Source organism: Acidovorax sp. (assembly GCF_046341535.1).
Lineage (GTDB): Bacteria > Pseudomonadota > Gammaproteobacteria > Burkholderiales > Burkholderiaceae_C > Acidovorax.
In genome coordinates this window covers 1-23,188 of sequence record NZ_JBKDRI010000159.1, presented here as the reverse complement: position 1 = coordinate 23,188, position 23,188 = coordinate 1, and the positions used below count along the sequence as shown (strand labels likewise).

Below are 23,188 nucleotides of genomic sequence, written 5' to 3'. Positions count from 1 at the left end.
GCAACGCGCGAACGCCCCGGAGCCCCCTGCGGGTGTCGCCAAGCGCAGGCATCGACCCACGCCCGCAGCTGCACGCCCGCGCGCGGCGCTGTGGGCGCTGCTGCAGGCGGGCCTGGGCAGGGGTTGCCAGGGTCACTGGGGCGCCCATTTCAGGCCCACATAGAAGCTGCGGCCGGCGGTGGCGTAGTTGCGCGCCAACTGGTAGTCCTTGTCAGCCAGGTTGTCCACGCGCACCAGCAGCGTGTAGTCCCGTGCGAAGCGGGTGCTGGCGTAGAGGTTCACCAGCGTGTAGCTGTCCAGCTCGGTCGTGTTGGCGGCATTGTCGAAGCGGCGACCGGACGCCTGGACTTGCGCACCGATCGTCCATGCATCCACGCGGGTATCAGCCCCCAGCGTGGCGTGGTGGCGCGCCCGACGGGCCAACTGCTTGCCGGTGTCCAGGTCGCGTGGGCGCTGCAAGTCCAGCGATCCGTGCAGTTGGATGCTGCCCAAGCGATGCGTTCCCGCAAACGTCACGCCCTTGTATTCGGCGCGCGCCGTGTTGGCAAAGCAGCCGTAGGGCGATGCGCAGGTGCCCGCACCGGCAAACGAGATCAGGTCGTGCACGCGGTTGCGAAACAGTGTGGCGGACACGCTGGTGGCGTCTTGCGTGTAGCGCAGTGCCACCTCGGCATTGCGGCTGCTTTCAGGCCGCAACGTGGCCAGGCCGTATTCACTGAAGCGCTGGTACAGCGTGGGGGCGCGGAAGGCCGTGCCAACCGAAGCGGTGGCCCGCCACTGCGGCGTGATGGCGTAGCCATAGGCGGCGCTGCCCGTGCTCTTGCCGCCGAACTCGCTGTCGGAATCGTGGCGTACATTGATCTGCACGGTGTGCCCATGCGCGTTGAAGCCATAGCCCAGCGCCAGAGCGTCCTGGGAGCGCGCGCGATCAATGGGCGTGTTTTGCAGGCGGTCCTCCCGCCGCTCCAGCGCAGCGCTCACCAGGTGCGGGCCCTGGCGCCATTCGTTCTGAAACAGGTACCCGCGCAGGCGCGTGTCGCTAAGGTACGGCATGGGCCGCATCTCGTACTCAACCCGCGAATCCGTGATGGACAGGCGCGTCTTGTAGGCGCTGCTCCACTGCGCCAGCCAGTTCAGACCCAGCGCGTGCATGGTGTTCAGACTGCGGTCATCGTTGCCCAGGCCGTTGTCGAAGCCGCTGTTGGAGTGGTTGGCCATCAGCGTGCCCTCCAGGCGGTGCACCGCATCCAGCTGCAGGCCCACACGCGCGTGCCCGCCTGTGGATCGGAGGCCATCGCGATCCGGATTCTGCGAGGCGATGGGGCGGGCGTTGAAGCCCTGGCTGTCTTCATGCGCCAGTCCCAGCGCATAGTCCAGCGCGCCACTCGCACCGCTCACACCGGCTTGCAGCTTGCTGGTGCGATGGCTGCCCAGGCCCAGGCTGACAAACGGTGCCACACCGCTTTCACCACGCTTGGTGAATATCTGCACCACGCCTGCGAGGGCGTCCGAACCATACACCGCGCCCGCCGGGCCGCGAAGGACTTCGATGCGATCGATCAGGCCCAAGGGGATGCCCTCCCAGGGCGCGCCACCGGTCGCCTGCGAGTCAATCCGCACGCCATCGATGTAAACCGCCGTGAAACGGGTGTCGGCACCGCGCAGAAACACGCTGGTGCTGCTGCCCGGGCCGCCGTTGCGCGAGAACTCGATGCCGGGCAGCCTGGCCAGCAGATCCGCCAGGCCCGCAGCGCCGCTGCTCTCAATCGTCTCGCGATCAACAATGGAAACATCAGCCACCAAGTCGGCCAGCGGCTGCGGGCTACGGGATGCGGCGACCACGGTCTCCGCCAGCGAAGGGACATGCAGCTTGTGCGCTGGCAGCGCGGGCGCCGTCAACGCCCCCTGGGCGGATGCAGCCCAACAACCTGCCGCAGCAAGCGCGGCAGCAATACGGAACCACGGCGCGGACAAGCTCGCGCAAGGGGCACATAGATTCATAGGATTTTTCGTCAACAAACAACCCGCGCCGGCCTCCCCGCCAGCAAATGGGTGATACGGCAGCGCGCGCCTGAGTGAGGCACGCGCAACCACCGTGTTGGCCGGTATCCGGGCTGGCGGAACACCCCCCAATGCCTTCCCAGGTGCTTGTTCAAGGCACCCAGTGGCGTATGGATGGAGAGAGAATCAAAAACGCGATTCGTCCGCTGACCGTTGCGGGGGCAGCGCAGGCTGGGCACGCCGTGTTGCGGCGAGGCCTTCCTGCTTCCCGTTGAACTGCGGCATGTGAACCACACCGCGAGCACCAACGTGCGGATTTTACGTCCTACCGAGCAACGCAACCCTACAATCGCAGGCTGTATGGCAACTCCGTCCACCACCGACCAGATCGCCGAGCGCGTCGAGCGGCTGCTGCTGCGCCACGCCGAATTGCAACGCACCAATGCATTGTTGTCCAACCAGGTGGCTGCCCTGATGCAGGAGCGCGATTCGCTCAAGTCGCGCCTGAACGCGGCCCGCGCACGCGTGGATGCCCTGTTGGAACGATTGCCTGCCGCAGCCCCCGCCACCAAGGAGCCCCAGTGAAGCAGATCGAGGTGCAGATCCTGCAGCAAAGCTACCTGCTGTCGTGCCCGCCGGGCCACGAGGGTCGTCTGCTGGACGCAGTGGAGCGGGTGGACACAGCCATGACCAAAATCAGGGATGCGGGCAAAGTGCGCGCCCGTGAACGCATTGCGGTGCTCGCAGCCCTGAATCTTGCTTTCGAAATTGCAGACCGGGATGCGGCCGATCTGGCGGCTCGATCCGCCGAACACAAGGCACCCCCAGCCGCCGTGGATGTCGCAACAGCGGCACAGCAAGAGTTGGCCCTGCCTGAGGCAGATGACCAGCGCCTGCGCGCCCTGGTGGGCCGGCTGGATGAAGCGCTGGGCGGGGACGGCCGGCTCCTCTGACGCATCGGGCGGTGTGCGCCGCGGGCCTCACAGCGCCCCGGCACCGATGGCTTTTCAGGCTGTCTCGGCCCCGCTGCGGGTGCCGCAAGGCCCATGGCTCCGGCCAGGCGGTCGGCAAAGGTCTGTTCTCGACAGCCGCCATGCTGGAATCACGCATGTCAGCGGCAGGCGCATCACTGACCTGGCTTTACATGCACTTGCGCGCCCACAAGCAGCGGGTGCGGCCTACAATCGGCTCGTCTGCGGTGCTGCCGGGCTTTATATTTCCTTGAACCAATGCTCCATGAGCTCGGGCTTGGTAATTGCCGGGTGAGCGTGATCATCTCGCGTCAGATGAACCCAACGCCTGGCTGCCCTCGCCCACCTGAACCCCCGGTTCAGGATGAGAGTTCGGTGGACACCGCAGACACCCCATTCCACTGGCATGCCCATGCCGCCCCGGCGGCAAATGCCAATGGCGGCATGCCATCCAGACTTTTGCCGTTCGCTCGCATCCCTTCGCCCTTCATCCCGTGCTTGACCCCCTTTTGATTGTTGAACTTGGCGTGCTCGGCCTTGCCACGGGCTTTTTGGCGGGTCTGCTGGGCATCGGGGGCGGGATGCTGCTGGTGCCCTTCATGACCTACATCCTGGGCGGCCAGCAGGTCGCTGCCGACCTGGCCGTCAAGATGGCCATCGCGACCTCCATGGCGACCATCATGTTCACGTCGATTTCCAGTGTGCGCGCTCATCACCAACGCGGTGCCGTGCGCTGGGACATCGTCAAGCGCCTTGCGCCAGGCATCGCCCTGGGCGGGTTCATCGCCAGTCTGGGGGTGTTTGCACTGCTCAAGGGCGCATTCCTCGCCGTCTTCTTTGCGCTGTTCGTCAGCTTCTCCGCATCGCAGATGTTGATGGACAAAAAACCGGCGCCTGCGCGGCAGATGCCCAGTGGCGCAGGCCAGGTGGCTGCTGGCGGCGTGATCGGATTTTTATCCGGACTGGTGGGTGCGGGCGGGGGCTTCGTGAGCGTTCCGTTCATGACCTGGTGCAACGTGCCCATTCATAACGCGGTGGCCACCAGCGCCGCGCTGGGGTTCCCGATTGCGCTTGCCAACGTGGTGGGATACGTGGTGGGCGGGCAAAACGTGGCCCATCTGCCCGCGGCATCCCTGGGCTATGTGTGGCTGCCCGCACTCGCGGTGATCGCCACGTGCAGCGTTGTGACCGCGCCGCTGGGTGCCAAGGCGGCCCACGGACTGCCGGTCAAACAGCTCAAGCGCGTCTTCGCTTCGCTGCTTTTCGGGCTGGCCGCCTACATGCTCTGGAAGGGCATTGCCGCGTTTTGACACGCGCAAGATGGGCACCGCCGAAGACCGCTCCCGGCCGGTGCGCCCAGCATCTGCCTGCGCGAAAGCTCAGGGCTGCGTCTGCTTGCGCGCGGCCTGGGCCTGCACGGGCTGCGTCGCGGCCAGCAGGGCGCGAAACTCTGGTGCGGGCAGCCCCGGGGCACACAGGAAACCCTGGTAGTGACCACACTGCATTTGCTGCAACACCGACTGCTGAACCTTCGTCTCCACACCTTCAGCGACCACCTCGACATGCATGGCCTGGCCAATGCTGATGATGGCGCTGACGATGGCCCGGTCACCTTCATCATCGGGCAGCCCGCGAACAAACGACTGGTCAATCTTGAGCTTATGGATGGTCAACTTTTTGAGGTAGGCAAGACTGGAATAACCGGTTCCAAAATCATCAATGGCCAGCCCGATACCCAGCTTTGCAAGCACACGCAGACGCTGCTCCATTTCCTGGGCGTCCTGCAGCAGGATGCTCTCGGTCAGCTCCAGCTCGAGCAGGGTCGGAGGAAGCTGATGCACCGCCAGCAGGCGGGTGATCCGGTCCACGAAATCAGGCTGGCGAAATTCCAGGGCAGACACGTTGACCGAAATCATGATGGGGTGGCCACTGTGCATCCACACGGCTGCTTCGCGCACTGCCTGTTCCATCACCCAGGCACCCAGCGTGACGATGTAGCCTGACTCCTCGGCCAGGGGGATGAAGAGTCCGGGCGAAACGACCCCGAACTCGGGATCTGTCCAGCGGGCCAGCGCCTCGGCACCCACGATGCGGCCCGTCGCCATGCTGACCTGTGGCTGATAGTGGACCGCCATGCGCTGATGACCGATCGCCTGGCGCATCGCGTGCTCCATTTGCACGCGCGACAGGAGATTCGCATTCATTTGCGGCTTGTAGAAACCGTAGTTGCCCCGCCCCCGGTCCTTGACACGGTACATGGCCGTGTCGGCCTGCTTGATGAGGTCATCGAGCGTGTCCCCGTCTTGCGGATACAAAGCAATGCCGATACTGCACTGGATAGAAAAGCCCATGTCATCGAGCATGAAGGGCTTGAGCATGTCATCCAGGATTCGCCGCGCGACCCCTTCGGCCACGGCGGCCTCTCCGATGTGCAGGTAGATGACGAACTCATCACCGCCCAGGCGGCACAGCATGTCGGTCTGCCTCAGGCAGGCCTGCAGGCGTTCGGCCACCAGTTGCAGGACACGGTCTCCAAACGGGTGCCCCAACGAATCGTTGATGATCTTGAACCGGTCAAGGTCCAGGAAGAGAATCGCAAAACCGCTGTCACTTTGATGCGCCGCCGCGATCGCGGTGTCCACACGCTGGGACAACAGCAAACGGTTGGGCAGGCCCGTCAAAGCGTCGCTGAAAGCCAGCTCCTCAATGCGCTTTTGCGCGGCGTGCTGGAGGGTCAAATCGCGCATGAAGCCAATGCTCTGAACGATGCGCCCCTTATCGTCACGCAGGGCGACCCAGGTCAGCTGGACGGCGCAGTACGTGCGGTTTTCGCGCGGAAGCCATAACTCCCCTTCCCAGAAGCCATCACGCTCCCAGCCCTGCTGAACCCGGTCCATGAAGGCCTGATCCACCCCAATCCCGAACAGTGAAGCCGCCATGCAGCCCTCGAACGTCCGCGCCGCGGGCCCGACCAGGCGCTCACAGCCGGGATTCATCCGCATGAGGCGGTGCTGGCTGTCGGCGATAAAAATCGCGTCCAGGCTGGACTCAAACACACGGGACGCCAGCCGCAGGCTGGCCTGGATCTCGGTCTGACGGGTGATGTCGCGGAAGGAATACACGCGGCCTACCGGACGGCCATGACTGAGTTGCGGCACCGATCGCTGTTCAAGCACCGTTCCATTGCGCAGTTGCAAGATGTCGGTACTTTCCTGGGTTGGCTCGCGCGCGATGGCAGCCAGCCGTTCCGCATACTGGTCAGGATCTACCACCTCCCCAGCCATGTGGCTGAACACCGCCGCGTCGTTTCGCTCCACCAAGGTCTCGCGGGGTAGGTTCCAAAGCTGCGCCAGACGCTGATTGAACGCACGCACGTTGCCATCCAGGCCGCACACCAGCATGCCATCGGCCGCCGAATCCAGCGTGGCCCGCAACTCCGTTAAAAGCGTCTCCAGCTCACGTTCCGTCGCATCCTGCTGGCTGCGGTCGAGCATGGTCACCATGAGCACCGGAGCGTCGTGGCCCGGCACAGAGACGCGAGCGACACGCCGCTCCACGGGCACCAAAGTGCCCGCCGCATTGAGCACGCTGGTGAAGGACTGGATGCCATCGGCCGCCACCTGTGCAGGTTCGCTCCAGAACGCCACGTCCTGCGGCGTTGCGGCCAACGCCAGCACATGCGAGCCTTCCATGTCGGCCCGGCGACGCCCCATCAGCCTGGCGGCTCGCTCATTGGCGTGGGTGATGAGCAAGGTCGCCTCGTCGACCAGCCACACCGCCTCGAGCAGTCCATCCAACCAGCCCATGGGCGACGGCTCGGTCATGGGTCTGCCTCGCGCGGCCCTGCGGGCACGGCACGCTCAAAAAAGTAGCAAATACGCTGGCGCGGAGACAGGTACTCCAGCGACTCGCGTGGCAACTGGGAGGGCTTGAGGCTGCGACGAATACCTAACTCCGGCACGGTTTCAAGATCCAGCAGGAGCGCATCCTCCTTGGGTATCTCAGGATCGTGCACGATCACCTTGGGGCGCAACGGGCGCGACGAGTTGACCGAGATGACGATGGCATAGCGGTCATTGACAAGCTGCACGACCGAACCCGGCGGGTACACACCCATGATGCGGATAAAAGCTCCGAGCACCACCGGATCGAAGCGCGACTTGAGCTGCGAAAACATGACAGCCAACACTTCATGGGGCGTGAGCGCGTCAACGCCGTTGGCGGGGTTGCACATTCGGTCGTAGAGGTTGACCAGCGCCAGCATCTGGCCCATTCGCCCCAGTTCGGAACCCGAAAGCCGAGCGGGAAAACCTGAACCATCAGCCATTTCGTGGTGCCGCGCCACGGCCGCCAGCACGGCTTGCGAGCAGCCCATCTTGCGCGCAAAATCCACCGACTGCTCCACATGGGTTTCGTATCGCGCTCGCTCGACCAACGGCATGGACGTCCTGGAGTAGCGAAGGTTCGAGGGCAGCTTGATTTTTCCGATGTCGTGGATCAGCGCCGCAGTCCCCACATCGGTGAGCTCATCCATATCCATCCCCAGCGCGCGGCCCAGCAGCAGGCAAAGCACTGTGACGTTGACGGGGTGCTGCCCGCTGCGCTCACCCACGCCTTCGGACAGCAACCGGATGACCGATTCACCATGTTCAAGCACATCGGATACGCAGCCCGAAACCAGCCCGTCGACCTTGGCACGAGCCTGGGCGGGTTGGTCTTGCACAGCACGCTCCACAGCGTGGAATTGGCGCGTGGCCTCCGTGAAGTGCTGGTCGCACACCGCAAGCGCGCGATTTTGCTCCTCGATCAGTCGGCGCCTCCAATCGACGCCGGGGTCGGCATCAGGGCTGATGGCTTCAGGGGTCGGATCTGAACTCGCGGCATTTGCCGCGTCGTCCACCACGTCAGGGGCAGCGTTCCTCGCCGAATCCGGATCGCGCCACTGCGGGTCGCTCTTTTCCGGCACATACCGCACCTCCTTGAGCCCAAGCTCGCGAAGCGTCGCGATCTGCTCTTGCGAGGCAATGCGGAAACTTCCCACCGGAAACGGGTGCTGGAGCCAGTTCACATCGAGCTGCACATACATGCCAATGCGCAACTGGCCGATGTCGAGAAGGATGGAAGAGTTCACGGTGAGGTGGAAAAAACAGGTTGGGCTGCAGACCACGCATACTTCTGTTCATTATCACCACTTCGGTGATGAATGCGAAACGAGGGTGATTCCTCGGCCCGAACGTGCCCGACACGTTTCCAATCAGCGCACGGCTGTTGTGTGAAGACAACTTGTGGCGCCAGAGAGGCACTCAGCGGCACCACAGGGATGGCTTGTAGACAAGGTCCATCCAAAGCGCCCAGGCGGCGACGGAGCACAGCAGCCCCCCCGCGATTCGGCTGCCCCACGCGGCGCGCACAAGGCTCACGCGGGCTTTGATGAGGATCCAGGCCCAGGGCCCGCCGACCAGCCAGATCCCGCTACCGAGCCCAAAAAGAACCATGCTGAGCGCGCCCTCGAGCGCCCCACCGCTGAGCGCGGCGACAAGCAGCGCGGAGTAAAGCAAGCCACAGGGCATCACGCCCCACAACATCCCTGCCGTCAGCAGGCCGTGGTCTGAACGAACGATCGGCTGAACCTTGCCCCACACCACACGCCCTGCGCGCTCCATCCACATGGGCTGTCGCATCTCGAACACCATCATCAACCCCCAGCCCATGACCGCAACATGCATCAAGGTCCAGACTGACTGAAGGGCGACTGCCTGCTGCGTGAGCCATGCCAGGCTGTCCATGGCGGCGCCAGCAAGTGCCCCCATCACCGCATAGCCCCCCAGACGACCGGCGTGAAACACTGCTGTGCGCCACGCCTGCCGACTGCCCCGCAATCCCAACCAATGCACCCGTGTTTGCGCATCGGCAGCGAGGACCGGGCCAACCGCGGCGGTATCGCGCCCGCCGATCAGCGCACCGCACGGGGCGGAGCACATGGCCAGGCAGTGTGATCCGCCGACGACACCCATCACCAGGGCAGACCAGGCGACGGGGCTCAGCACAGCCCCCTCCCAAGCGCGAAACGGCCACCAACCCCGGGCAGGCAATCACCCAGGACCCCGGTGCTTGTGCGTTGATTGAAGCCCATCGAATGGCCGCAGTCAGATGATCCGGGAGAACCGTTCCCGATTGCGGTCGGCCTGGAGATAACGATCAAACACCATGGCGATTCCGCGCACGAAGAACCAGCCCATGGCGGTGACCTCGATGCCATCCGGATTGATCTGGACGAGTCCCTGCTCCACCATCTCGTGCAGATGCGACAGTTCCGCGGCAAAGTACTGCTTGAAGTCAATCAGCCAACCCTGCTCGATCGACTCATACAACACTATCCCTTGGCACATAAGCGCCATGATCACTGCCCGACGCACCAGATCGTCGCGCGTGAGGGCCAGACCGCGAACGACCGGAAGCCGCCCCTGATCCAGAAGATCGTAATACTCCTGCAGCGTTTTCGCGTTTTGGCTGTAGGTGGCCCCCACCCTTCCGATGGCAGAGACACCCAGTGCAATCAGGTCACAGTCGGGCTGGGTGCTGTATCCCTGGAAATTCCGGTGCAGCCGCCCCTGTCGCTTGGCCACCGCCAGGGCATCGGACGGCAGCGCAAAGTGATCCATGCCCACATAGACATAACCGGCATCCAACAACGCATCGAGCGAGCGCGACAGCATAGAGAGTTTCGCTGCCGCAGCAGGGAGATTGGCCGCCACAATGTGCCGCTGTGGCTTGAACCTTTCGGGCAGGTGGGCGTAGGCGTACAAGGCGATCCGGTCGGGCCGCAACTGGACCACCTGGGCCAAAGTGCGGTCAAAGGACTCCGGCGTCTGCCGGGGCAATCCGTAGATCAGATCCACGTTGACCGAATCAAATCCAAGGGAGCGTGCCGCTTCGACCAACGCGAACACCTGTTGCGCAGGCTGGATGCGATGCACCGCTTTTTGCACTTCGGCATCGAAATCCTGCACCCCAAAGCTCAGCCGATTGAAGCCCAGCCCGGCCAGCACTGCCAGCCGGTCTGCATTGACCGTACGTGGGTCCACTTCGATGGAATACTCGCCGCCCGGCGCAAGGGAAAACCCCCTGCGCAGCCCAGCCATCAGCTCACGAAGGCCGTCATCCGACAAAAAAGTCGGCGAACCACCGCCCAAGTGAAGCTGGGAAACGACCTGCCCTGTCCCGCAATGCGCCGTGTGCAGGTCCATCTCCTGCCCCAGGTACCGCAGATAAATGTTTGCGCGGTCGTGCTGCTTTGTGATGATTTTGTTGCAGGCACAGTAGTAACAAAGGGATTCGCAGAAAGGGATGTGCACATACAGCGACAGCGGCAAAGCTCTGGCGACAGCGCCGCTGCGTCGCTGATCAAGTGCGTGCACGTATTCCTCCTGACGGAACGCCTCCACAAAACGGTCGGCCGTTGGATAGGATGTGTAGCGCGGCCCTGGCACATCAAAACGGCGCAACAGGTCAGTGGAGACAGCGGTCATGGGCGGTTGAAATCTTGGCAACGCCAAGACTGTGCCTGAGCTGCACGGATCAGCACTTGATTTAAATCAAGCAGCGCCCAGCCCTTGCTGCGACAATTTGATGCACATCACTTGAGCCCGCGCAGCCAAGATGCCGTCTCCGAGAGGTCGTTGCTGAATATCCTTGTCCCCCAACCCGAGTTTCACCGCCATGAACCCGCTCACCATCAAAGTCGCCTGCTCCAACTGCAACCTGCGCGAGCTTTGCATGCCCGTGGGCCTCAATGCAGAGCAACTGCAGCGCATTGACGAAGTTGTGGCTCTGCGCCGCAAGGTCAAGCGTGGCACGACGCTCTTTCGCAATGGTGAGACGTTCACGTCGCTCTACGCGATCCGTACGGGCTTTTTCAAGACCTGCGTCGCCACGGAAGACGGTCGCGATCAGGTGACGGGTTTCCAGATGGCGGGCGAGATCATCGGGCTTGACGGAATCGTGAACGACCACCATTCCTGTGACGCTGTGGCGCTGGAAGATGCCGAAGTGTGCGTGATGCCGTTTGACCGCATCGAGGAGTTATCGCGCGAGGTCACGGCCCTGCAGCATCACGTCCACAAGATCATGAGCCGCGAAATCGTGCGCGAGCACGGCGTGATGCTGCTGTTGGGCAGCATGCGGGCCGAGGAGCGGCTGGCGGCCTTCCTGCTGAATTTGGTCCAGCGCCTGCATGCACGGGGGTTCTCGCAATCGGAGCTGGTACTGCGCATGACCCGTGAAGAAATTGGCAGCTACCTTGGCCTCAAGCTGGAAACCGTCAGCCGCACCTTCTCCAAATTCGTCGAAGAAAACATCGTCGAGGTGAAACAGCGCCATGTCCGCATTCTGGACACCGATGCGCTGCGTCGCATCGTCAACAGCCAGCAGCCCTGCCATTGAGGGCACCGTTGGCTGGGGTCGGGGGAGCCAGCGCCGCACCGTGTCAGAGTTCGCGGCAATCGCACCTTGCCGATGCGGCATCTGAGCGCCCGTGATGGCAGCTCAGACGCATCCCGATGGTTTGCGGCAGTCGTCCGGGCGGTCGCCCTCGGGCACCGGGCACCGGTTGAGCTCAAACGGCGACATGGCCAGCAGCGTGGTCAAACCGCTTGAAACCATCGTCACTGCCCAGAAAACGAAAAACGCCACGGTGTAAACGCCCTGCCTCGAAAGCGCTACGGGTTGCCCAAACCAGTGCAGGTCGTGCGGGTCCACAAAGGCAAAGACAAGCACCTCCAGCACGCCTGCCATTAGAAATGCAGGCCAGGCGATCCACATCAGGCGTTGGGTCCACATCGCGCTTGTCTCCTTATGTCTGTGGTGATTGGCCAGCGCCACCGCCGAATGGCAGCGCGCGCATAACCAGGTGCCGCGCCAGGATCAACGGGGCGCATCCTGGGCAGGCGTTGCAGCGTGGTTGCGGGCCTTCACGGCGGGCAGCAGGCTCTTGTCGGCTCCATCCAGCGTCTTGTTGATCTCGATACCCTCGCGGTAGTAGTCCTCCGCCACCATGGGGTCGGGCCGTGAAATCGCCAGCCAGAGCGTGACAAAACCGGCAATGATCACGATGACCGGGCCCGCAATCACCAGCCACACATGGCCGAATTTCCACCAGGGGGCGGGTTGCGGTGTCGCGCCCTGGGGCGTAGCGTTCGTTGACATTGACATCACTCCTTCAAAAGCTCTGGCTCAGATAAGCGCCAGGGCGACTTCGCCCGCGAATAAAAAAATCAGCGTGGGACCAGGAACACCGACTTTTCGGTGACATGCGCCACAGCGCCAGCGGCCTGCACATCGAACAAAACCGCATGCGATCCGGGTGCCACCGAACCATACGGTATCCGCAACCGAACGACCACCCAGCGTGCTTCGGCGGGGCCAACCTCGGCATCTGCGTCCACCAGCACTTCCAGACCATCCAGCCCACGCGCGGTGATCTGGTAGCGCTGCATCACCTCGGTTGCGTTCATCAGTTGAAGCCGGTAGATGTTTTCGATTTTTCCACCAGCGACGATCCGCGAGAGCGCAGCACGGTCGCGAACCACGTCCACCTTGAGCGGAATGCGCATCACCAGGCTGGCGAGCATCACCGAGCACAGCGTGAGCAACACCGCTCCATAAACGAGAACCCGGGGGCGAAACACCCGCCCGAGCATCTGCGAAGGGCTCCAGCGACGCGCCACCCCGTTCTGCGTGGAAAACCGGATCAGCCCTCTGGGGTACTGCATCTTGTCCATCACCGTGTTGCAGGCGTCCACGCACAGCCCACAGCCGATGCATTCGTACTGCAGGCCCTTTCGGATGTCGATGCCCACCGGGCAGACCTGCACGCACAGGGTGCAGTCGATGCAGTCACCAAGACCCTTGGCCTTGTAGTCCAGCGTCTTGTTACGCGGGCCGCGCGGTTCGCCGCGCTCGCCGTCATAGCTGACGATCATGGTGCCCTTGTCGAACATGGCGCTTTGAAACCGCGCATACGGACACATGTACTTGCAGACCTGCTCGCGCATGTAACCCGCATTACCGTAGGTGGCAAATCCGTAGAACAGCACCCAGAAGATCTGCCAGCTTCCCTGCACGGCGAGCAGTTCGCTGCCCAGTTCGCGGATCGGCACAAAGTAGCCCACAAAGGTGAAGCCCGTCCATAGCGCCACGGCAAGCCAGGCGGCCTGCTTGGACAGCTTCTTGCGGATTTTCTCGAACGTCCACGGACCGTTGTCCAACCGCAGGCGCGCACTGCGGTCTCCCTCGATCTTGTGCTCGATCCACATGAAGATTTCGTTGTACACCGTCTGCGGGCATGCAAAGCCGCACCACAGCCTGCCTGCCACGGCGGTGAACAGGAATAGCGACAGCGCGGACATGATGAGCAGCCCCGTCAGGTAGATAAAGTCCTGCGGATACAGCACCAGCCCAAAGATGTAAAAGCGCCTGGCTCCAAGATCGAACAGCACCATCTGGCGCTGCCCCCACTCCAGCCAGGGCAAGCCGTAAAAGAGCAGCTGGGCCAGGATCACCATGGCCCAGCGCCAGCGGGCGAACACGCCACTAATGGAGCGGGGGTAGATCTTCTTTTGGGCTTCGTACAGCGAGATGATCTCACTGCCCGCAGACGCATCGGGCGATGCGACCGGGCTGATGGGAATGACCTTGCGAGCAGGCTCGCTGGGGGAATTCATGGCATATCCGCTGCGTTGAAGCCAGAAAGCAAAAAAGGCGAGCACACTGGCGCAGGCAAGGCCTGCGCGAGGCACTCAGCGCGCCGCTGCGACCTGCTTGTTTGACAGGCCCCACACGTAGGCCGCCAGCACGCCGATCTGCGCGTCGGTCAGCTTGTCTGCCTGGGCAGGCATCTGGTTGACCTTGCCGTTGTTGATCATGGCTGTGATGGCGGCCTCGCCCCAGCCATGCAACCAGATGTCGTCAGTCAGGTTAGGCGCGCCCAGAGCCTGGTTGCCCTTGCCGTCCATGCCGTGGCAGGCCGCACAGGCCGTGAACTTCGACTTGCCCAGCGACGCGCGCAGCGAGTCATGCGGGCTGCCAGACAGGCTCAGCACATAGTGCGAAAGGTTGCGCACGTCTTCGGCCGTGCCCACGGCTGCGGCCATGGGCGGCATGTTGCCGATACGGCCCTTGTCCAGGGTTTCGCGGATCTGCTGGGGGGTGCCGCCGTACAGCCAGTCACCATCGGTCAGGTTCGGAAAACCCTTGCTCCCGCGTGCATCGGAGCCATGGCACTGAGCGCAGTTGTTCATGAACAGGCGCTCGCCGATCGCATGGGCCTGTGCGTCTGCGGCCACTTCCTCAGGCTTCATAGCCACAAAGCGGGCGTACAGCGGCTCAAGGTTGGCCTTGGCCTTGGCCATCTCGGCTTCGTACTCGCCCTGTTGCGACCACCCCAGCTTTCCGCCGAAGCTGCCCAGACCAGGATAGGCGGCCAGGTAAGCCAGGCCAAAGACGAGGGTGATGACGAACAGCCACACCCACCAGCGCGGCAGGGGGTTGTTCATCTCGACCAGGTCTTCGTCCCAGACGTGGCCGGTGGTGTTGTCGGACGTGGAAATGACCTTTTTGCGACCGGCCAGCCAAAGCAGGAGGCCGCAGGCGATGATGCCGACGAGCGTCAGCGTGGTCACAAAGACCGACCAGAAATTGCTGGTGAAGTCACTCATGGGGTGTTCTCGTTCTGGTAGAGGTCAATCTTGTTCAAACGGCAGGCGAGCCGCCTCGTCGAAGCGCTCCCTGTTGCGCCCCTGGTAGGCCCATATCCAGATGCCAACAAAGCAGACCAACGAGGCCAGAGTGGCCACGATGCGCATGGTGGTGATGTCCATGACGATCTCCTTTACTTGAGGGCGCGGCCCATGACCTGCAGGTAGGCGATCAGGGCATCCAGTTCGGTCTTGCCCTTGACTTCGCCAGCGGCAGCGTTGATTTGCTCGTCGGTATAGGGCACGCCAACGGTTCGCAGTGCCTTCATGCGGGGCGCAAGCTCGCCGGGGTCCAGCGGGTTCTTTTCGAGCCATGGATAGGCGGGCATGTTCGACTCGGGCACCACATCGCGCGGGTTAATCAGGTGGATGCGATGCCATTCGTCGCTGTACTTACCGCCCACACGGTGCAGGTCAGGGCCCGTGCGTTTGCTGCCCCACTGGAAGGGGTGGTCGTACACAAACTCGCCAGCCACCGAGTAGTGCCCGTAGCGCAGCGTTTCGGCCCGGAACGGGCGAATCATCTGCGAGTGGCAGTTGTAGCAACCCTCACGGATATAGATGTCGCGCCCCGCCAACTGCATCGCGTTGTACGGCTCGATGCCCTTGACCGCCTCGGTCGTGGACTTCTGGAAAAACAGGGGCACGATCTCCACCAGACCGCCAATGGCAATCACCAGCAGGATCAGCACGATCATGAGGAAGTTGTTGGTCTCCACCTTTTCATGGGTGAAGCCCGTAGAAGTCGATGTGTCGTTGGACATGGGTTGTCTCCTTCGCTCAGGCATGGGCTGCGTTGACCGCAGGAATAACGGCCTTGACGGAGCGGCCGGAAATGGCGGTCATCCACACGTTCCAGGCCATCAGCAACATGCCTCCCAGGTACAGCAGGCCACCGGCCACGCGGATCACATAGAACGGATAGGTCGCCTTCACACTCTCTACAAAGGTGTAGGTCAGCGTGCCGTCGGGGTTGATGGCTCGCCACATCAGGCCCTGCATCACACCGGCAATCCACATCGCGGCGATGTACAGCACGATGCCGATGGTGGCCACCCAGAAGTGCAGTTCAATGGCCTTGACCGAATACATCTTCTCGCGGCCAAACAGGCGTGGCAGCAGGTAGTAGAGCGAGCCCATCGAGATCAAACCCACCCAGCCCAGGGCGCCAGAGTGCACGTGTCCAACGGTCCAGTCGGTGTAGTGCGAAAGAGCGTTGACCGTTTTGATGGACATCATCGGGCCCTCGAAGGTGGACATGCCGTAGAACGACAGGGACACAATCAAAAAGCGCAGGATGGGGTCATCGCGCAGCTTGTGCCATGCGCCCGACAAGGTCATGATCCCGTTGATCATGCCGCCCCAGCTCGGGGCCAGCAGGATGAGCGAGAACACCATGCCAACCGATTGCGTCCAGTCCGGCAGCGCGGTGTAGTGCAGGTGGTGCGGGCCCGCCCACATGTAGGTGAAGATCAGCGCCCAGAAGTGGACGATGGACAGGCGGTAGCTGTACACCGGACGGCCCGCCTGCTTGGGGATGAAGTAATACATCATGCCCAGAAAGCCCGCCGTCAAAAAGAAGCCCACCGCATTGTGGCCGTACCACCACTGCACCATGGCGTCCTGCACGCCCGCATAGGCCGAATAACTCTTCATGAAGCCCGCAGGGATGGCAGCGCTGTTGACCACGTGCAGCAAGGCCACCGCCAGGATGAAGGCCCCAAAGAACCAGTTGGCCACGTAGATATGCTTGACCTTGCGCACGCCGATGGTGCCGAAAAACACGATGGCATAGGCAACCCATACCAGGGTGATCAGGATGTCGATGGGCCACTCGAGTTCGGCGTATTCCTTGCCGGATGTGTAACCCAGCGGCAGGCTGATGGCAGCGGCCAGAATGACCAGTTGCCAGCCCCAGAAGGTGAAGGCAGCCAATGGCGCAGCAAACAGCCGCACCTGGCAGGTGCGCTGCACCACGTAATAGCTGGTGGCAAACAGTGCGCAACCGCCAAACGCGAAGATCACCGCGTTGGTGTGCAACGGGCGCAGGCGCCCGTAGCTCAGCCACGGAATGCCGAAGTTGAGTTCAGGCCAGGCAAGTTGCGCGGCGATGACCACGCCCACCAACATACCGACCACCCCCCACACCACGGCCATGATAGAAAACTGCCGTACCACCGTATCGTTGTAGTGCGCAGCATTCGTTGTTGCTAGATCCATCGGGCACCTCGTTTAATTGCGGTCACAGTGTGTTGCACAGCCGTCTCGGGCACATTGACGCATGTCAATCGTCCCGGAGAATCCGCTCGCCTTCTTGTTCGACGCTTTCGAACTGACCGTGGTACACCGCCCACCACAGACCGGCCAGCACCAGCAGCACCAGTGCCACGGAGAGGGGAATCAGCAGATAAAGGATGTCCATCAAGCAGGCTCCGGCCGTGTGACATGAGAGGGCTGCTCAGCGACAGCGATGGCGGCAGGCTCGGCCGCAAAACCATGCGGCAGAGCAGGCAGACCGCGTGACAGGCGCGCCGCATTGAGCACCACCAGCAGGGAACTGAGCGCCATGCCCAGCCCTGCCAGCCAAGCAGGCATGGCGCCCATCACGGCCAGGGGCACGCACAGGGCGTTGTAAGCAGCCGCCCACCACAGGTTCTGGCGCACCACGCGAAGCGTCTTGCGCGCAAGCAGCAACGCCTGCGGCACCACCACCAGGCTGTCGCCCAGCACCACGAAGTCGGCCTGCGCCTGCGCCAGCGGGACTGCCCGGCCAAAAGCAAAGGACGCATGCGCGCCCGCCAGCACGGGGCCATCGTTGAGCCCATCGCCCACCATGGCCACATGGTGCCCCGCCGTCTGCAACCCTTTGAGCGCGGCCAGCTTGCCCTGCGGTGTGCACTCGCCCTGCGCCGTGGCAATACCGGCCTGGGCTGCCACGCGCCGCACGGCAGCGACCCGATCACCCGATAGCAGCTGCACGTGGATACCGGCGCGCTGCAGGGCATCAACCACACCGGGCGCCTCGCTGCGAAGCTGTTCCGCCAATCCAAAGCGCGCCACTTCACGCGTGGTTCCGTCATCATGCTGCAGGGACAACACCGCCTGCGGCGCAGCCGAGGCGTCGGTGGCAGCCACACCGGCGTGCAAGGCGGAACCCAGCCGGAAAATGCGACCGGGCGCACCCTGCACCCGGGCGTCAGCCAGGGTGCCCACTAGGCCCAGCCCGGCCTGTTCCTGCACATCCGACACCTGCCAGTCGGCGCAGCTTGCCGCACCCGCCAGCGCGATGGTGCGCGATACCGGGTGCATGGACTGCCGGGCCAGCGCTGCAGCGATGGACAAGGCCTCATCGGCGCGGATGCCAGGCGCTGTGTGCACGGCCTGCAGCGCCATGGCATCGCGGGTGAGCGTTCCGGTCTTGTCAAAGACCACGGTATCCACCTGGGCCAAGGCTTCCAGCGCCTGCAAATCGCGCACCAGTACGCCGTGGCGGGCCAGCGTGCCTGCGGCGGTGAGCATGGCCACCGGCGTGGCCAGCGACAGGGCGCAGGGACAGGTGACGATGAGCACTGCCACGGCCACCATCAGTGCTCGGCCGGGGTCGGTTGGCCACCACCATGCCGCTGCCATGACGGCAGCGACCAGCACCGCCCCAAGGAACGGCCGGGCAATGCGGTTAGCAAGCCGGGCCAGGCGCGGCTTTTGAAGCGATGCGCTCTCCATCAGCGCGACGATCTGGGCAAAACGCGTGTGCTCACCTGTCGATTCGATGAGCACCTCCACCGGCGCGTGCAGGTTGTAGCTGCCCGCGGTGACGGCGCTGCCCTCGCCTCGGGCCAGGGGGGTGGACTCACCGGTCAGCAGCGCCTCGTCCACATGCGTGCTGCCCACCGTAACCCGCCCATCGGCCGGAAAAGCCTCGCCCGCCAGCACCCGGATCGTGTCGCCCACGGCAAGACGCCGCGTGGCCACCCGCACAAAGCTGCCATCGCTGGTGCGGCGCTCCACGCTGTCGGGCAGGCGGTTCAACACGGCCTCCAGCGCACCGGCGGTGCGGTCGCGCAGGCGCAGCTCCAGCCAGCGACCGGTCAGCAGAAAAAAGACGAACATCGTCAGCGAGTCGTAATAGACCTCTTTGCCAAAGATGCCCTCCATGTCGAATGTGCCAGCCGAACTGACGACGAAGGTGATGGCCATACCCAGCGCCACGGGCAAGTCCATGCTGACGCGGCGCAGCCGGATGTCGCGCAGCGCGCTGGAGAAAAAGGGGCCACACGAAAACACCATCATGGGCAGGCTGATGACCCATGAGGCCCAGCGCAGCAGGTGCTCCATCTCGGCCGTGAGGTCGCCCGGCCGGGCCACATAGGCGGGCCACGCATACATCATCACCTGCATCATGCAAAAGCCAGCCACCAGCCAGCGCCACAGCGCGCGGCGGCTTTCGCGCAAGCGCTGCTCCCGCGCCCACGCATCCATCGCGGGCATGGCGCGGTAGCCCGCCTGCTGCACCGCCGCCATCCACTGCGAGGGCAGCACCTTTGCAGGGTTCCACACCACACGGGCGCGGCGTGTGGCGGCACTCACATCGGCCTGCTGCACGCCGGGCACGGCCTTCAGGGCGTCTTCGACCGTGAGGGCGCATGCCGCGCAGTGCATGCCTTCAAGCACCACATGGGACTCCCATGGCGTGGCCAGGGGGTCGGCAGGTTCCGGACCAGCAGGGCCGCAGGCCCGGCCAAAGGCAGACCATTCCTGGGGCTCGTCCAGCAACGTGGGCTGGGCGGCGGCAGCCCCGGGGTACTGCGGGGCAAGCGCGTCAACGGGCGCAGCGGGGCGGATCTTTGACATGCCTGAAGGCTATCGCCCATAGCCCGCAGCCACATTGACCTGGATCAAGCCCCAACCCGGCGGAAGTGCCTACGCTCTACCCCGAGTCTGCCCCCAAACCGGATGGCCATCGGCAACCACCGACGCCATCAGACAGGCTTGTTAACCCCTTTGAGGAGAACCCCATGTACAAACGCATCCTGATCGCCACCGACGGTTCGCAACTGTCCGAAAAAGCGGTGGAACACGGCCTGGCGTTGGCCAGCCTGACCGGCGCGACCGTGATCGCCCTGAAGGTGGTGCCCCGCTACCCGCGAAGCTATTTCGAGGGTGGCATCCCGGTCGAAACGGCCGACATCAAACGCATTGAAAAGCAGTGGTCCGATTCGGCACAGGCCGTGGTCGATGGCGTGGCCGCCCAGGGTAGCGCGCAGGGCGTGACGGCCAAGGGCGTGGTCGCCAAGTCTGACCTGATTGCCGAGGCCGTGATTGCCGCCGCCAAAAAGCACAAGGCCGACCTGATTGTGATGGCGTCGCACGGACGCAAGGGCGTCAAGCGGCTGCTGATGGGCAGCGAAACCCTGCACGTGCTGACGCACTCGCATGTCCCGGTGCTGGTGCTGCGCTAAACAAAAATAGGCCAGTTACGCTTGCTGCGTAAGCTTTTATTGCCATTGATAATGTAGCAAACAACATCCGCCAGGCGCACGGGGCGCGGACACGGGCGCGCCCACGTGCCAAGGCTGCGGCGTGGCTGGCCTTGACATGCGGGACTGGCGCGCCCGGGCCAGGTGATCCTCTGATCGTCCTGGCTTGGCATCGCCCCATCAGCCCTGGGCAGGCCTTGCCGGGTGTCAGGCAAACAGCGCCTTGTACTGTTCGCGCAGCAGGTTCTTTTGCACCTTGCCCATGGCGTTGCGAGGCAACTCGGGCACCACAAAGCACTGCCTGGGGATCTTGAAGTTGGCCAGCTGCGACTTCAGCGTGGCGATGATGGCCTCGGGGACGAGTTGCGCCCCCGGCTTGGCGATGACGACGGCCACACCCACTTCGCCAAAGTCAGGATGCGGCACGCCCACCACGGCGCTTTCTGCCACACCCGCCATGTCGTTGATGCAGCCCTCGATCTCCGCCGGGTACACGTTGTAGCCGCCGCTGATGATGAGGTCCTTGCTGCGGCCCACGATGCTCACGTAGCCACGCTCGTCAACCTTGCCCACGTCGCCGGTCTTGAACCAGCCGTCGGCGGTGAATTCTTCGGCGGTCTTGTCGGGCATGCGCCAGTAGCCTTTGAACACGTTCGGGCCCTGGACCTGGATATTGCCGATCTCGCCCGATGGTACGGGTTGGCCGGTGTCGTCGGTCACACGCAGCCCAACCCCTGGCAACGCAAAGCCCACCGTACCGCCGCGTCGCTCGCTCTGGCCCGCATGGCGGGCATCGGCACCGCAGGGGTTGGATGTGAGCATGATGGTCTCGCTCATGCCATAACGCTCCAGGATGGTGTGCCCCGTGCGCTGCTGCCATGCGTTGAAAGTTTCGATCAGCAGCGGGGCCGAGCCCGCGATGAACAGGCGCATGTTGCGCGCGGCATCCCGGTCCAACCCGGGCTCGGCCAGCAGGCGCACATACAGGGTGGGCACGCCCATGAACACCGTGGCGCGCGGCATGGCGGCCACAACGGCCCTGGGGTCGAACCTGGCAAACCAGATCATCTTGCTGCCGTTGAGCAGCGCGCCGTGGATGGCTACGAACAGGCCATGCACGTGAAAGATGGGTAGCGCGTGGATCAGCACGTCGCCGTGGCCCTGCGGCCCACCCTGGCTCGTCCAGCCCCAATAGTCCTGGAGCACCCGCGCGTTGGACAGCAGGTTGCCGTGGGTGAGCATCGCGCCCTTGCTGCGGCCCGTGGTGCCGCTGGTGTACAGGATCGCGGCCAGGTCGTCGGCCTGGCGGGCCACGGGCTCTTGCACGTCATGGTGGTGGACGGCGCGCTCCAGCAGGCTGCCTGTGCGGTCATCCCCCAGCGTGAATACATGCTGCGTGCCCTGGGTGAAGGCGATCTTGCTCACCCAGCCAAAGTTGCCGGGCGTGCAGACCACCACGGCGGGCTCGGCATTGCCGATGAAGTATGCGATCTCCGCGCTCTGGTAGGCCGTGTTCAGGGGCAGGAACACATAGCCAGCCCGCAGCGTGGCCAGGTACAGCAGCATGGCCTCGACCGACTTCTCGACCTGCACGGCCACCCGACTGCCCTCGGGCAGCTTCAGCGATGCCAGCAAATTGGCGATGCGGGCGCTGGCGCGGTCCAGATCGTCCCAGGTATAGAACAGTGGCGCACCGTCAGCCGCAGTGGTCTCGACGGCGGTACGGGACATCTCGGCCGGAAAGGCCGCGCGCAGGGCGGTGAAAAGGTTGTGCTGGCTCATGGCAGTCAGGCAATGGTTTACGTCGGTGGAACCGGTCGCGTCGCTCACACAGGGCGTGCAGGGTTGCTGTGAGTGCGTGGCCCTCAGAAAGCAGGCGGGCGCTTTTGCAAAAAGGCAGCAATGCCCTCGCGGTGCTCGGCCGAATCGGCATAGGCGTACGGATCCGCTGCGCCATTCACTACCATTTCGATAGCATCTTTGTCTTTACCATCAAGCGTAAGCGGCTGTTTTAATGCTCGAAATGTCTGCTTGTTCATGCGCGCAGCCTGGGGCGCCAGGCCCGCGATGCGCGCCGCGCTGGCCAGGGCCTCGGCAGCTGCCTGGTCGTCGGGCACCACCCGGCTCAGGAAGCCGCGCGACAGCATCTCGGCGGCGGTGAAGGTGGCCGCCTCCAGCAGCATCTGGCGCGCGGTGATGTCGCCCACCGCCCCCGCCACGAGCTGCGCCTCGCGGGGCGCCATGGGAAAGCCGAGCTTGGCAATCGGCGCGCCAAACCGCGCCGTATCGCCCGCAATGCGAATGTCGCAGCAACTGGCGATCTCCAACCCCGCGCCCATGCAGGCTCCGTCAATGCGCGCCACCACAGGCACGTCGCATGCCAGCAGGGCGGCCAGCCCGCCCCACACGTCGTTCTCATGAAAGTCGCGCAGGGCAATGGCGTCAAAGCGAAAGGCGGGGTATTCGGAGATATCGCCTCCGGCACAAAACGCCCCGCCCTCCCCGGCGATCAACACACAGCGCACACTGCTGTCGCCCTCCTGGGAGCGTTGTTGCAGGCCCACGAACACATCCCGCAGCTGACGCCACATGGCCCGGGACATCGCATTCAAGCGGCCTTCGTGACGCAGCATGACCTGCACCACACCACGCGCATCCGATGGCGAAACAACCACCTCACCCGACATCGTGCCCACCCATCAGCTTATGCACCTCACCTGAACTATAAAAACCGCACGGCGCTGCTGCAGCCGCCCCCATGGAACAGGCTCCTGGAGGCCGGTCGGACTTGGACGTCGTCGGCTGCCAATCGACCGCAGAGCTCCATGGTTGGCCTGGCCGCTCTTCTAGTGTGCTGTCCCGCAAATACGTGAGCAAAGTCGATGCAGCTTTTCAAGGATCGAATCGGCGGTGGCAGTCCATGTGAAGGGCTGGCAGTTTGTGTTGTGCGCGGCGACGAAGTGGTCGATGCGCTGCACAAGCTGCT

The 23,188-nt window shown here is 63.7% G+C and carries 21 protein-coding genes, 1 pseudogene and 1 riboswitch; of the genes and pseudogenes, 5 read left to right on the top strand and 17 right to left on the bottom strand.

Annotation, left to right across the window (positions count from 1 at the left end; all coding sequences use genetic code 11):
• Positions 1-132 precede the first annotated feature (132 nt).
• Positions 133-2,001, bottom strand: a complete 1,869-nt coding sequence (locus tag ACK543_RS11740) for a TonB-dependent receptor domain-containing protein (RefSeq protein WP_409943032.1) — start codon at positions 1,999-2,001, stop codon at positions 133-135.
• A gap of 81 nt (positions 2,002-2,082) precedes the next feature.
• Positions 2,083-2,325: riboswitch (cobalamin riboswitch) on the bottom strand.
• A gap of 36 nt (positions 2,326-2,361) precedes the next feature.
• Between ACK543_RS11740 and ACK543_RS11735 the strand changes: the two genes are divergently transcribed.
• From ACK543_RS11735 to ACK543_RS11725, 3 genes are all read left to right on the top strand, one after another.
• A complete protein-coding gene (locus tag ACK543_RS11735; RefSeq protein WP_409943031.1) occupies positions 2,362-2,586 on the top strand; it encodes a DUF904 domain-containing protein in 225 nt (74 codons plus the stop codon).
• Positions 2,583-2,954 (top strand): cell division protein ZapA, encoded by a 372-nt coding sequence (locus tag ACK543_RS11730; protein ID WP_409943030.1) that lies wholly within the window; start codon positions 2,583-2,585, stop codon positions 2,952-2,954. Before ACK543_RS11735 ends, ACK543_RS11730 begins: the two co-directional genes overlap by 4 nt.
• A gap of 512 nt (positions 2,955-3,466) precedes the next feature.
• Positions 3,467-4,282, top strand: a complete 816-nt coding sequence (locus ACK543_RS11725; protein WP_409943029.1) for a sulfite exporter TauE/SafE family protein — start codon at positions 3,467-3,469, stop codon at positions 4,280-4,282.
• Positions 4,283-4,351: 69 nt separating this feature from the next.
• Here ACK543_RS11725 and ACK543_RS11720 read toward each other — a convergent pair whose 3' ends face one another.
• The 4 genes from ACK543_RS11720 to hemN all read right to left on the bottom strand — a co-directional run bounded on the left by ACK543_RS11720 (position 4,352) and on the right by hemN (position 10,501).
• The gene (locus ACK543_RS11720; RefSeq protein WP_409943028.1) at positions 4,352-6,796 is read right to left on the bottom strand and encodes an EAL domain-containing protein; all 2,445 of its coding nucleotides are present in this window, start codon (positions 6,794-6,796) and stop codon (positions 4,352-4,354) included.
• Positions 6,793-8,103, bottom strand: coding sequence for an HD-GYP domain-containing protein (locus ACK543_RS11715; RefSeq protein WP_409943027.1), 1,311 nt, complete (start codon positions 8,101-8,103; stop codon positions 6,793-6,795). The genes ACK543_RS11720 and ACK543_RS11715 overlap by 4 nt, the downstream gene beginning before the upstream one ends.
• Positions 8,104-8,275: 172 nt before the next feature.
• Positions 8,276-9,019: a sulfite exporter TauE/SafE family protein gene (locus ACK543_RS11710; protein ID WP_409943026.1), complete on the bottom strand. Its 744-nt coding sequence runs from the start codon at positions 9,017-9,019 to the stop codon at positions 8,276-8,278.
• A 99-nt stretch (positions 9,020-9,118) separates the two neighbouring features.
• Positions 9,119-10,501: an oxygen-independent coproporphyrinogen III oxidase gene (gene hemN, locus ACK543_RS11705; RefSeq protein WP_409943025.1), complete on the bottom strand. Its 1,383-nt coding sequence runs from the start codon at positions 10,499-10,501 to the stop codon at positions 9,119-9,121.
• A gap of 190 nt (positions 10,502-10,691) precedes the next feature.
• On the opposite strand from hemN, the gene fnr reads away from it, so the two are divergent.
• Entirely contained in the window at positions 10,692-11,414 is a 723-nt protein-coding gene (gene fnr / locus ACK543_RS11700) for a fumarate/nitrate reduction transcriptional regulator Fnr (RefSeq protein WP_409943024.1), read from the top strand.
• 102 nt (positions 11,415-11,516) lie between these two features.
• On the opposite strand, the gene ACK543_RS11695 is transcribed toward fnr, so the two are convergent.
• The 9 genes from ACK543_RS11695 to ACK543_RS11655 form a co-directional block, all read right to left on the bottom strand.
• Entirely contained in the window at positions 11,517-11,810 is a 294-nt protein-coding gene (locus tag ACK543_RS11695; RefSeq protein WP_409943023.1) for a hypothetical protein, read from the bottom strand.
• An 84-nt stretch (positions 11,811-11,894) separates the two neighbouring features.
• On the bottom strand, positions 11,895-12,176 hold the full coding sequence (locus ACK543_RS11690; protein ID WP_409943022.1) for a FixH family protein: 282 nt from the start codon (positions 12,174-12,176) through the stop codon (positions 11,895-11,897).
• Positions 12,177-12,244: 68 nt separating this feature from the next.
• Positions 12,245-13,693: a cytochrome c oxidase accessory protein CcoG gene (gene ccoG, locus ACK543_RS11685; protein WP_409943021.1), complete on the bottom strand. Its 1,449-nt coding sequence runs from the start codon at positions 13,691-13,693 to the stop codon at positions 12,245-12,247.
• 75 nt (positions 13,694-13,768) lie between these two features.
• A complete protein-coding gene (gene ccoP, locus ACK543_RS11680; protein ID WP_409943020.1) occupies positions 13,769-14,686 on the bottom strand; it encodes a cytochrome-c oxidase, cbb3-type subunit III in 918 nt (305 codons plus the stop codon).
• Positions 14,687-14,710: 24 nt separating this feature from the next.
• Entirely contained in the window at positions 14,711-14,848 is a 138-nt protein-coding gene (locus tag ACK543_RS11675) for a cbb3-type cytochrome oxidase subunit 3 (protein ID WP_409943019.1), read from the bottom strand.
• Positions 14,849-14,859: 11 nt separating this feature from the next.
• Positions 14,860-15,489: a cytochrome-c oxidase, cbb3-type subunit II gene (ccoO, locus tag ACK543_RS11670; RefSeq protein ID WP_409943018.1), complete on the bottom strand. Its 630-nt coding sequence runs from the start codon at positions 15,487-15,489 to the stop codon at positions 14,860-14,862.
• Positions 15,490-15,505: 16 nt separating this feature from the next.
• Entirely contained in the window at positions 15,506-16,945 is a 1,440-nt protein-coding gene (gene ccoN / locus ACK543_RS11665; protein WP_409943017.1) for a cytochrome-c oxidase, cbb3-type subunit I, read from the bottom strand.
• Positions 16,946-17,009: 64 nt separating this feature from the next.
• Positions 17,010-17,147: a cbb3-type cytochrome oxidase assembly protein CcoS gene (gene ccoS, locus ACK543_RS11660; protein WP_069103101.1), complete on the bottom strand. Its 138-nt coding sequence runs from the start codon at positions 17,145-17,147 to the stop codon at positions 17,010-17,012.
• Complete coding sequence (locus ACK543_RS11655; RefSeq protein ID WP_409943016.1) at positions 17,147-19,576, bottom strand: heavy metal translocating P-type ATPase; 2,430 nt, start codon at positions 19,574-19,576, stop codon at positions 17,147-17,149. Before ACK543_RS11655 ends, ccoS begins: the two co-directional genes overlap by 1 nt.
• Positions 19,577-19,740: 164 nt before the next feature.
• Between ACK543_RS11655 and ACK543_RS11650 the strand changes: the two genes are divergently transcribed.
• Positions 19,741-20,184 carry a universal stress protein gene (locus ACK543_RS11650; protein WP_409943015.1) on the top strand — a complete coding sequence of 148 codons (444 nt, stop codon included), beginning with the start codon at positions 19,741-19,743 and terminating at the stop codon, positions 20,182-20,184.
• Between the two features lie 225 nt (positions 20,185-20,409).
• Here the strand turns inward: ACK543_RS11650 and ACK543_RS11645 are convergent, their stop codons facing one another.
• From ACK543_RS11645 to ACK543_RS11635, 3 genes and pseudogenes are all read right to left on the bottom strand, one after another.
• Positions 20,410-21,984: a malonate--CoA ligase gene (locus tag ACK543_RS11645; RefSeq protein WP_409943014.1), complete on the bottom strand. Its 1,575-nt coding sequence runs from the start codon at positions 21,982-21,984 to the stop codon at positions 20,410-20,412.
• A gap of 83 nt (positions 21,985-22,067) precedes the next feature.
• A complete protein-coding gene (locus ACK543_RS11640) occupies positions 22,068-22,889 on the bottom strand; it encodes an enoyl-CoA hydratase/isomerase family protein (protein WP_409943077.1) in 822 nt (273 codons plus the stop codon).
• A 159-nt stretch (positions 22,890-23,048) separates the two neighbouring features.
• Positions 23,049-23,188, bottom strand: a pseudogene (locus ACK543_RS11635) (IS630 family transposase); the annotation flags it as partial.

Excerpts from the sequence above, each read along its gene's own strand:
- hemN (WP_409943025.1), bottom strand. The coding sequence starts at position 10,501 with ATGACCGCTGTCTCCACTGACCTGTTGCGCCGTTTTGATGTGCCAGGG.
- ACK543_RS11720 (WP_409943028.1), bottom strand. The coding sequence starts at position 6,796 with ATGACCGAGCCGTCGCCCATGGGCTGGTTGGATGGACTGCTCGAGGCG.
- ccoS (WP_069103101.1), bottom strand. The coding sequence starts at position 17,147 with ATGGACATCCTTTATCTGCTGATTCCCCTCTCCGTGGCACTGGTGCTG.
- ccoG (WP_409943021.1), bottom strand. The coding sequence starts at position 13,693 with ATGAATTCCCCCAGCGAGCCTGCTCGCAAGGTCATTCCCATCAGCCCG.
- ACK543_RS11675 (WP_409943019.1), bottom strand. The coding sequence starts at position 14,848 with ATGGACATCACCACCATGCGCATCGTGGCCACTCTGGCCTCGTTGGTC.
- ACK543_RS11640 (WP_409943077.1), bottom strand. The coding sequence starts at position 22,889 with ATGTCGGGTGAGGTGGTTGTTTCGCCATCGGATGCGCGTGGTGTGGTG.
- ccoN (WP_409943017.1), bottom strand. The coding sequence starts at position 16,945 with ATGGATCTAGCAACAACGAATGCTGCGCACTACAACGATACGGTGGTA.
- ACK543_RS11650 (WP_409943015.1), top strand. The coding sequence starts at position 19,741 with ATGTACAAACGCATCCTGATCGCCACCGACGGTTCGCAACTGTCCGAA.
- ACK543_RS11690 (WP_409943022.1), bottom strand. The coding sequence starts at position 12,176 with ATGTCAACGAACGCTACGCCCCAGGGCGCGACACCGCAACCCGCCCCC.
- ACK543_RS11740 (WP_409943032.1), bottom strand. The coding sequence starts at position 2,001 with ATGAATCTATGTGCCCCTTGCGCGAGCTTGTCCGCGCCGTGGTTCCGT.
- ACK543_RS11695 (WP_409943023.1), bottom strand. The coding sequence starts at position 11,810 with ATGTGGACCCAACGCCTGATGTGGATCGCCTGGCCTGCATTTCTAATG.
- ccoO (WP_409943018.1), bottom strand. The coding sequence starts at position 15,489 with ATGTCCAACGACACATCGACTTCTACGGGCTTCACCCATGAAAAGGTG.
- ACK543_RS11645 (WP_409943014.1), bottom strand. The coding sequence starts at position 21,984 with ATGAGCCAGCACAACCTTTTCACCGCCCTGCGCGCGGCCTTTCCGGCC.
- ACK543_RS11735 (WP_409943031.1), top strand. The coding sequence starts at position 2,362 with ATGGCAACTCCGTCCACCACCGACCAGATCGCCGAGCGCGTCGAGCGG.
- ccoP (WP_409943020.1), bottom strand. The coding sequence starts at position 14,686 with ATGAGTGACTTCACCAGCAATTTCTGGTCGGTCTTTGTGACCACGCTG.
- fnr (WP_409943024.1), top strand. The coding sequence starts at position 10,692 with ATGAACCCGCTCACCATCAAAGTCGCCTGCTCCAACTGCAACCTGCGC.
- ACK543_RS11655 (WP_409943016.1), bottom strand. The coding sequence starts at position 19,576 with ATGTCAAAGATCCGCCCCGCTGCGCCCGTTGACGCGCTTGCCCCGCAG.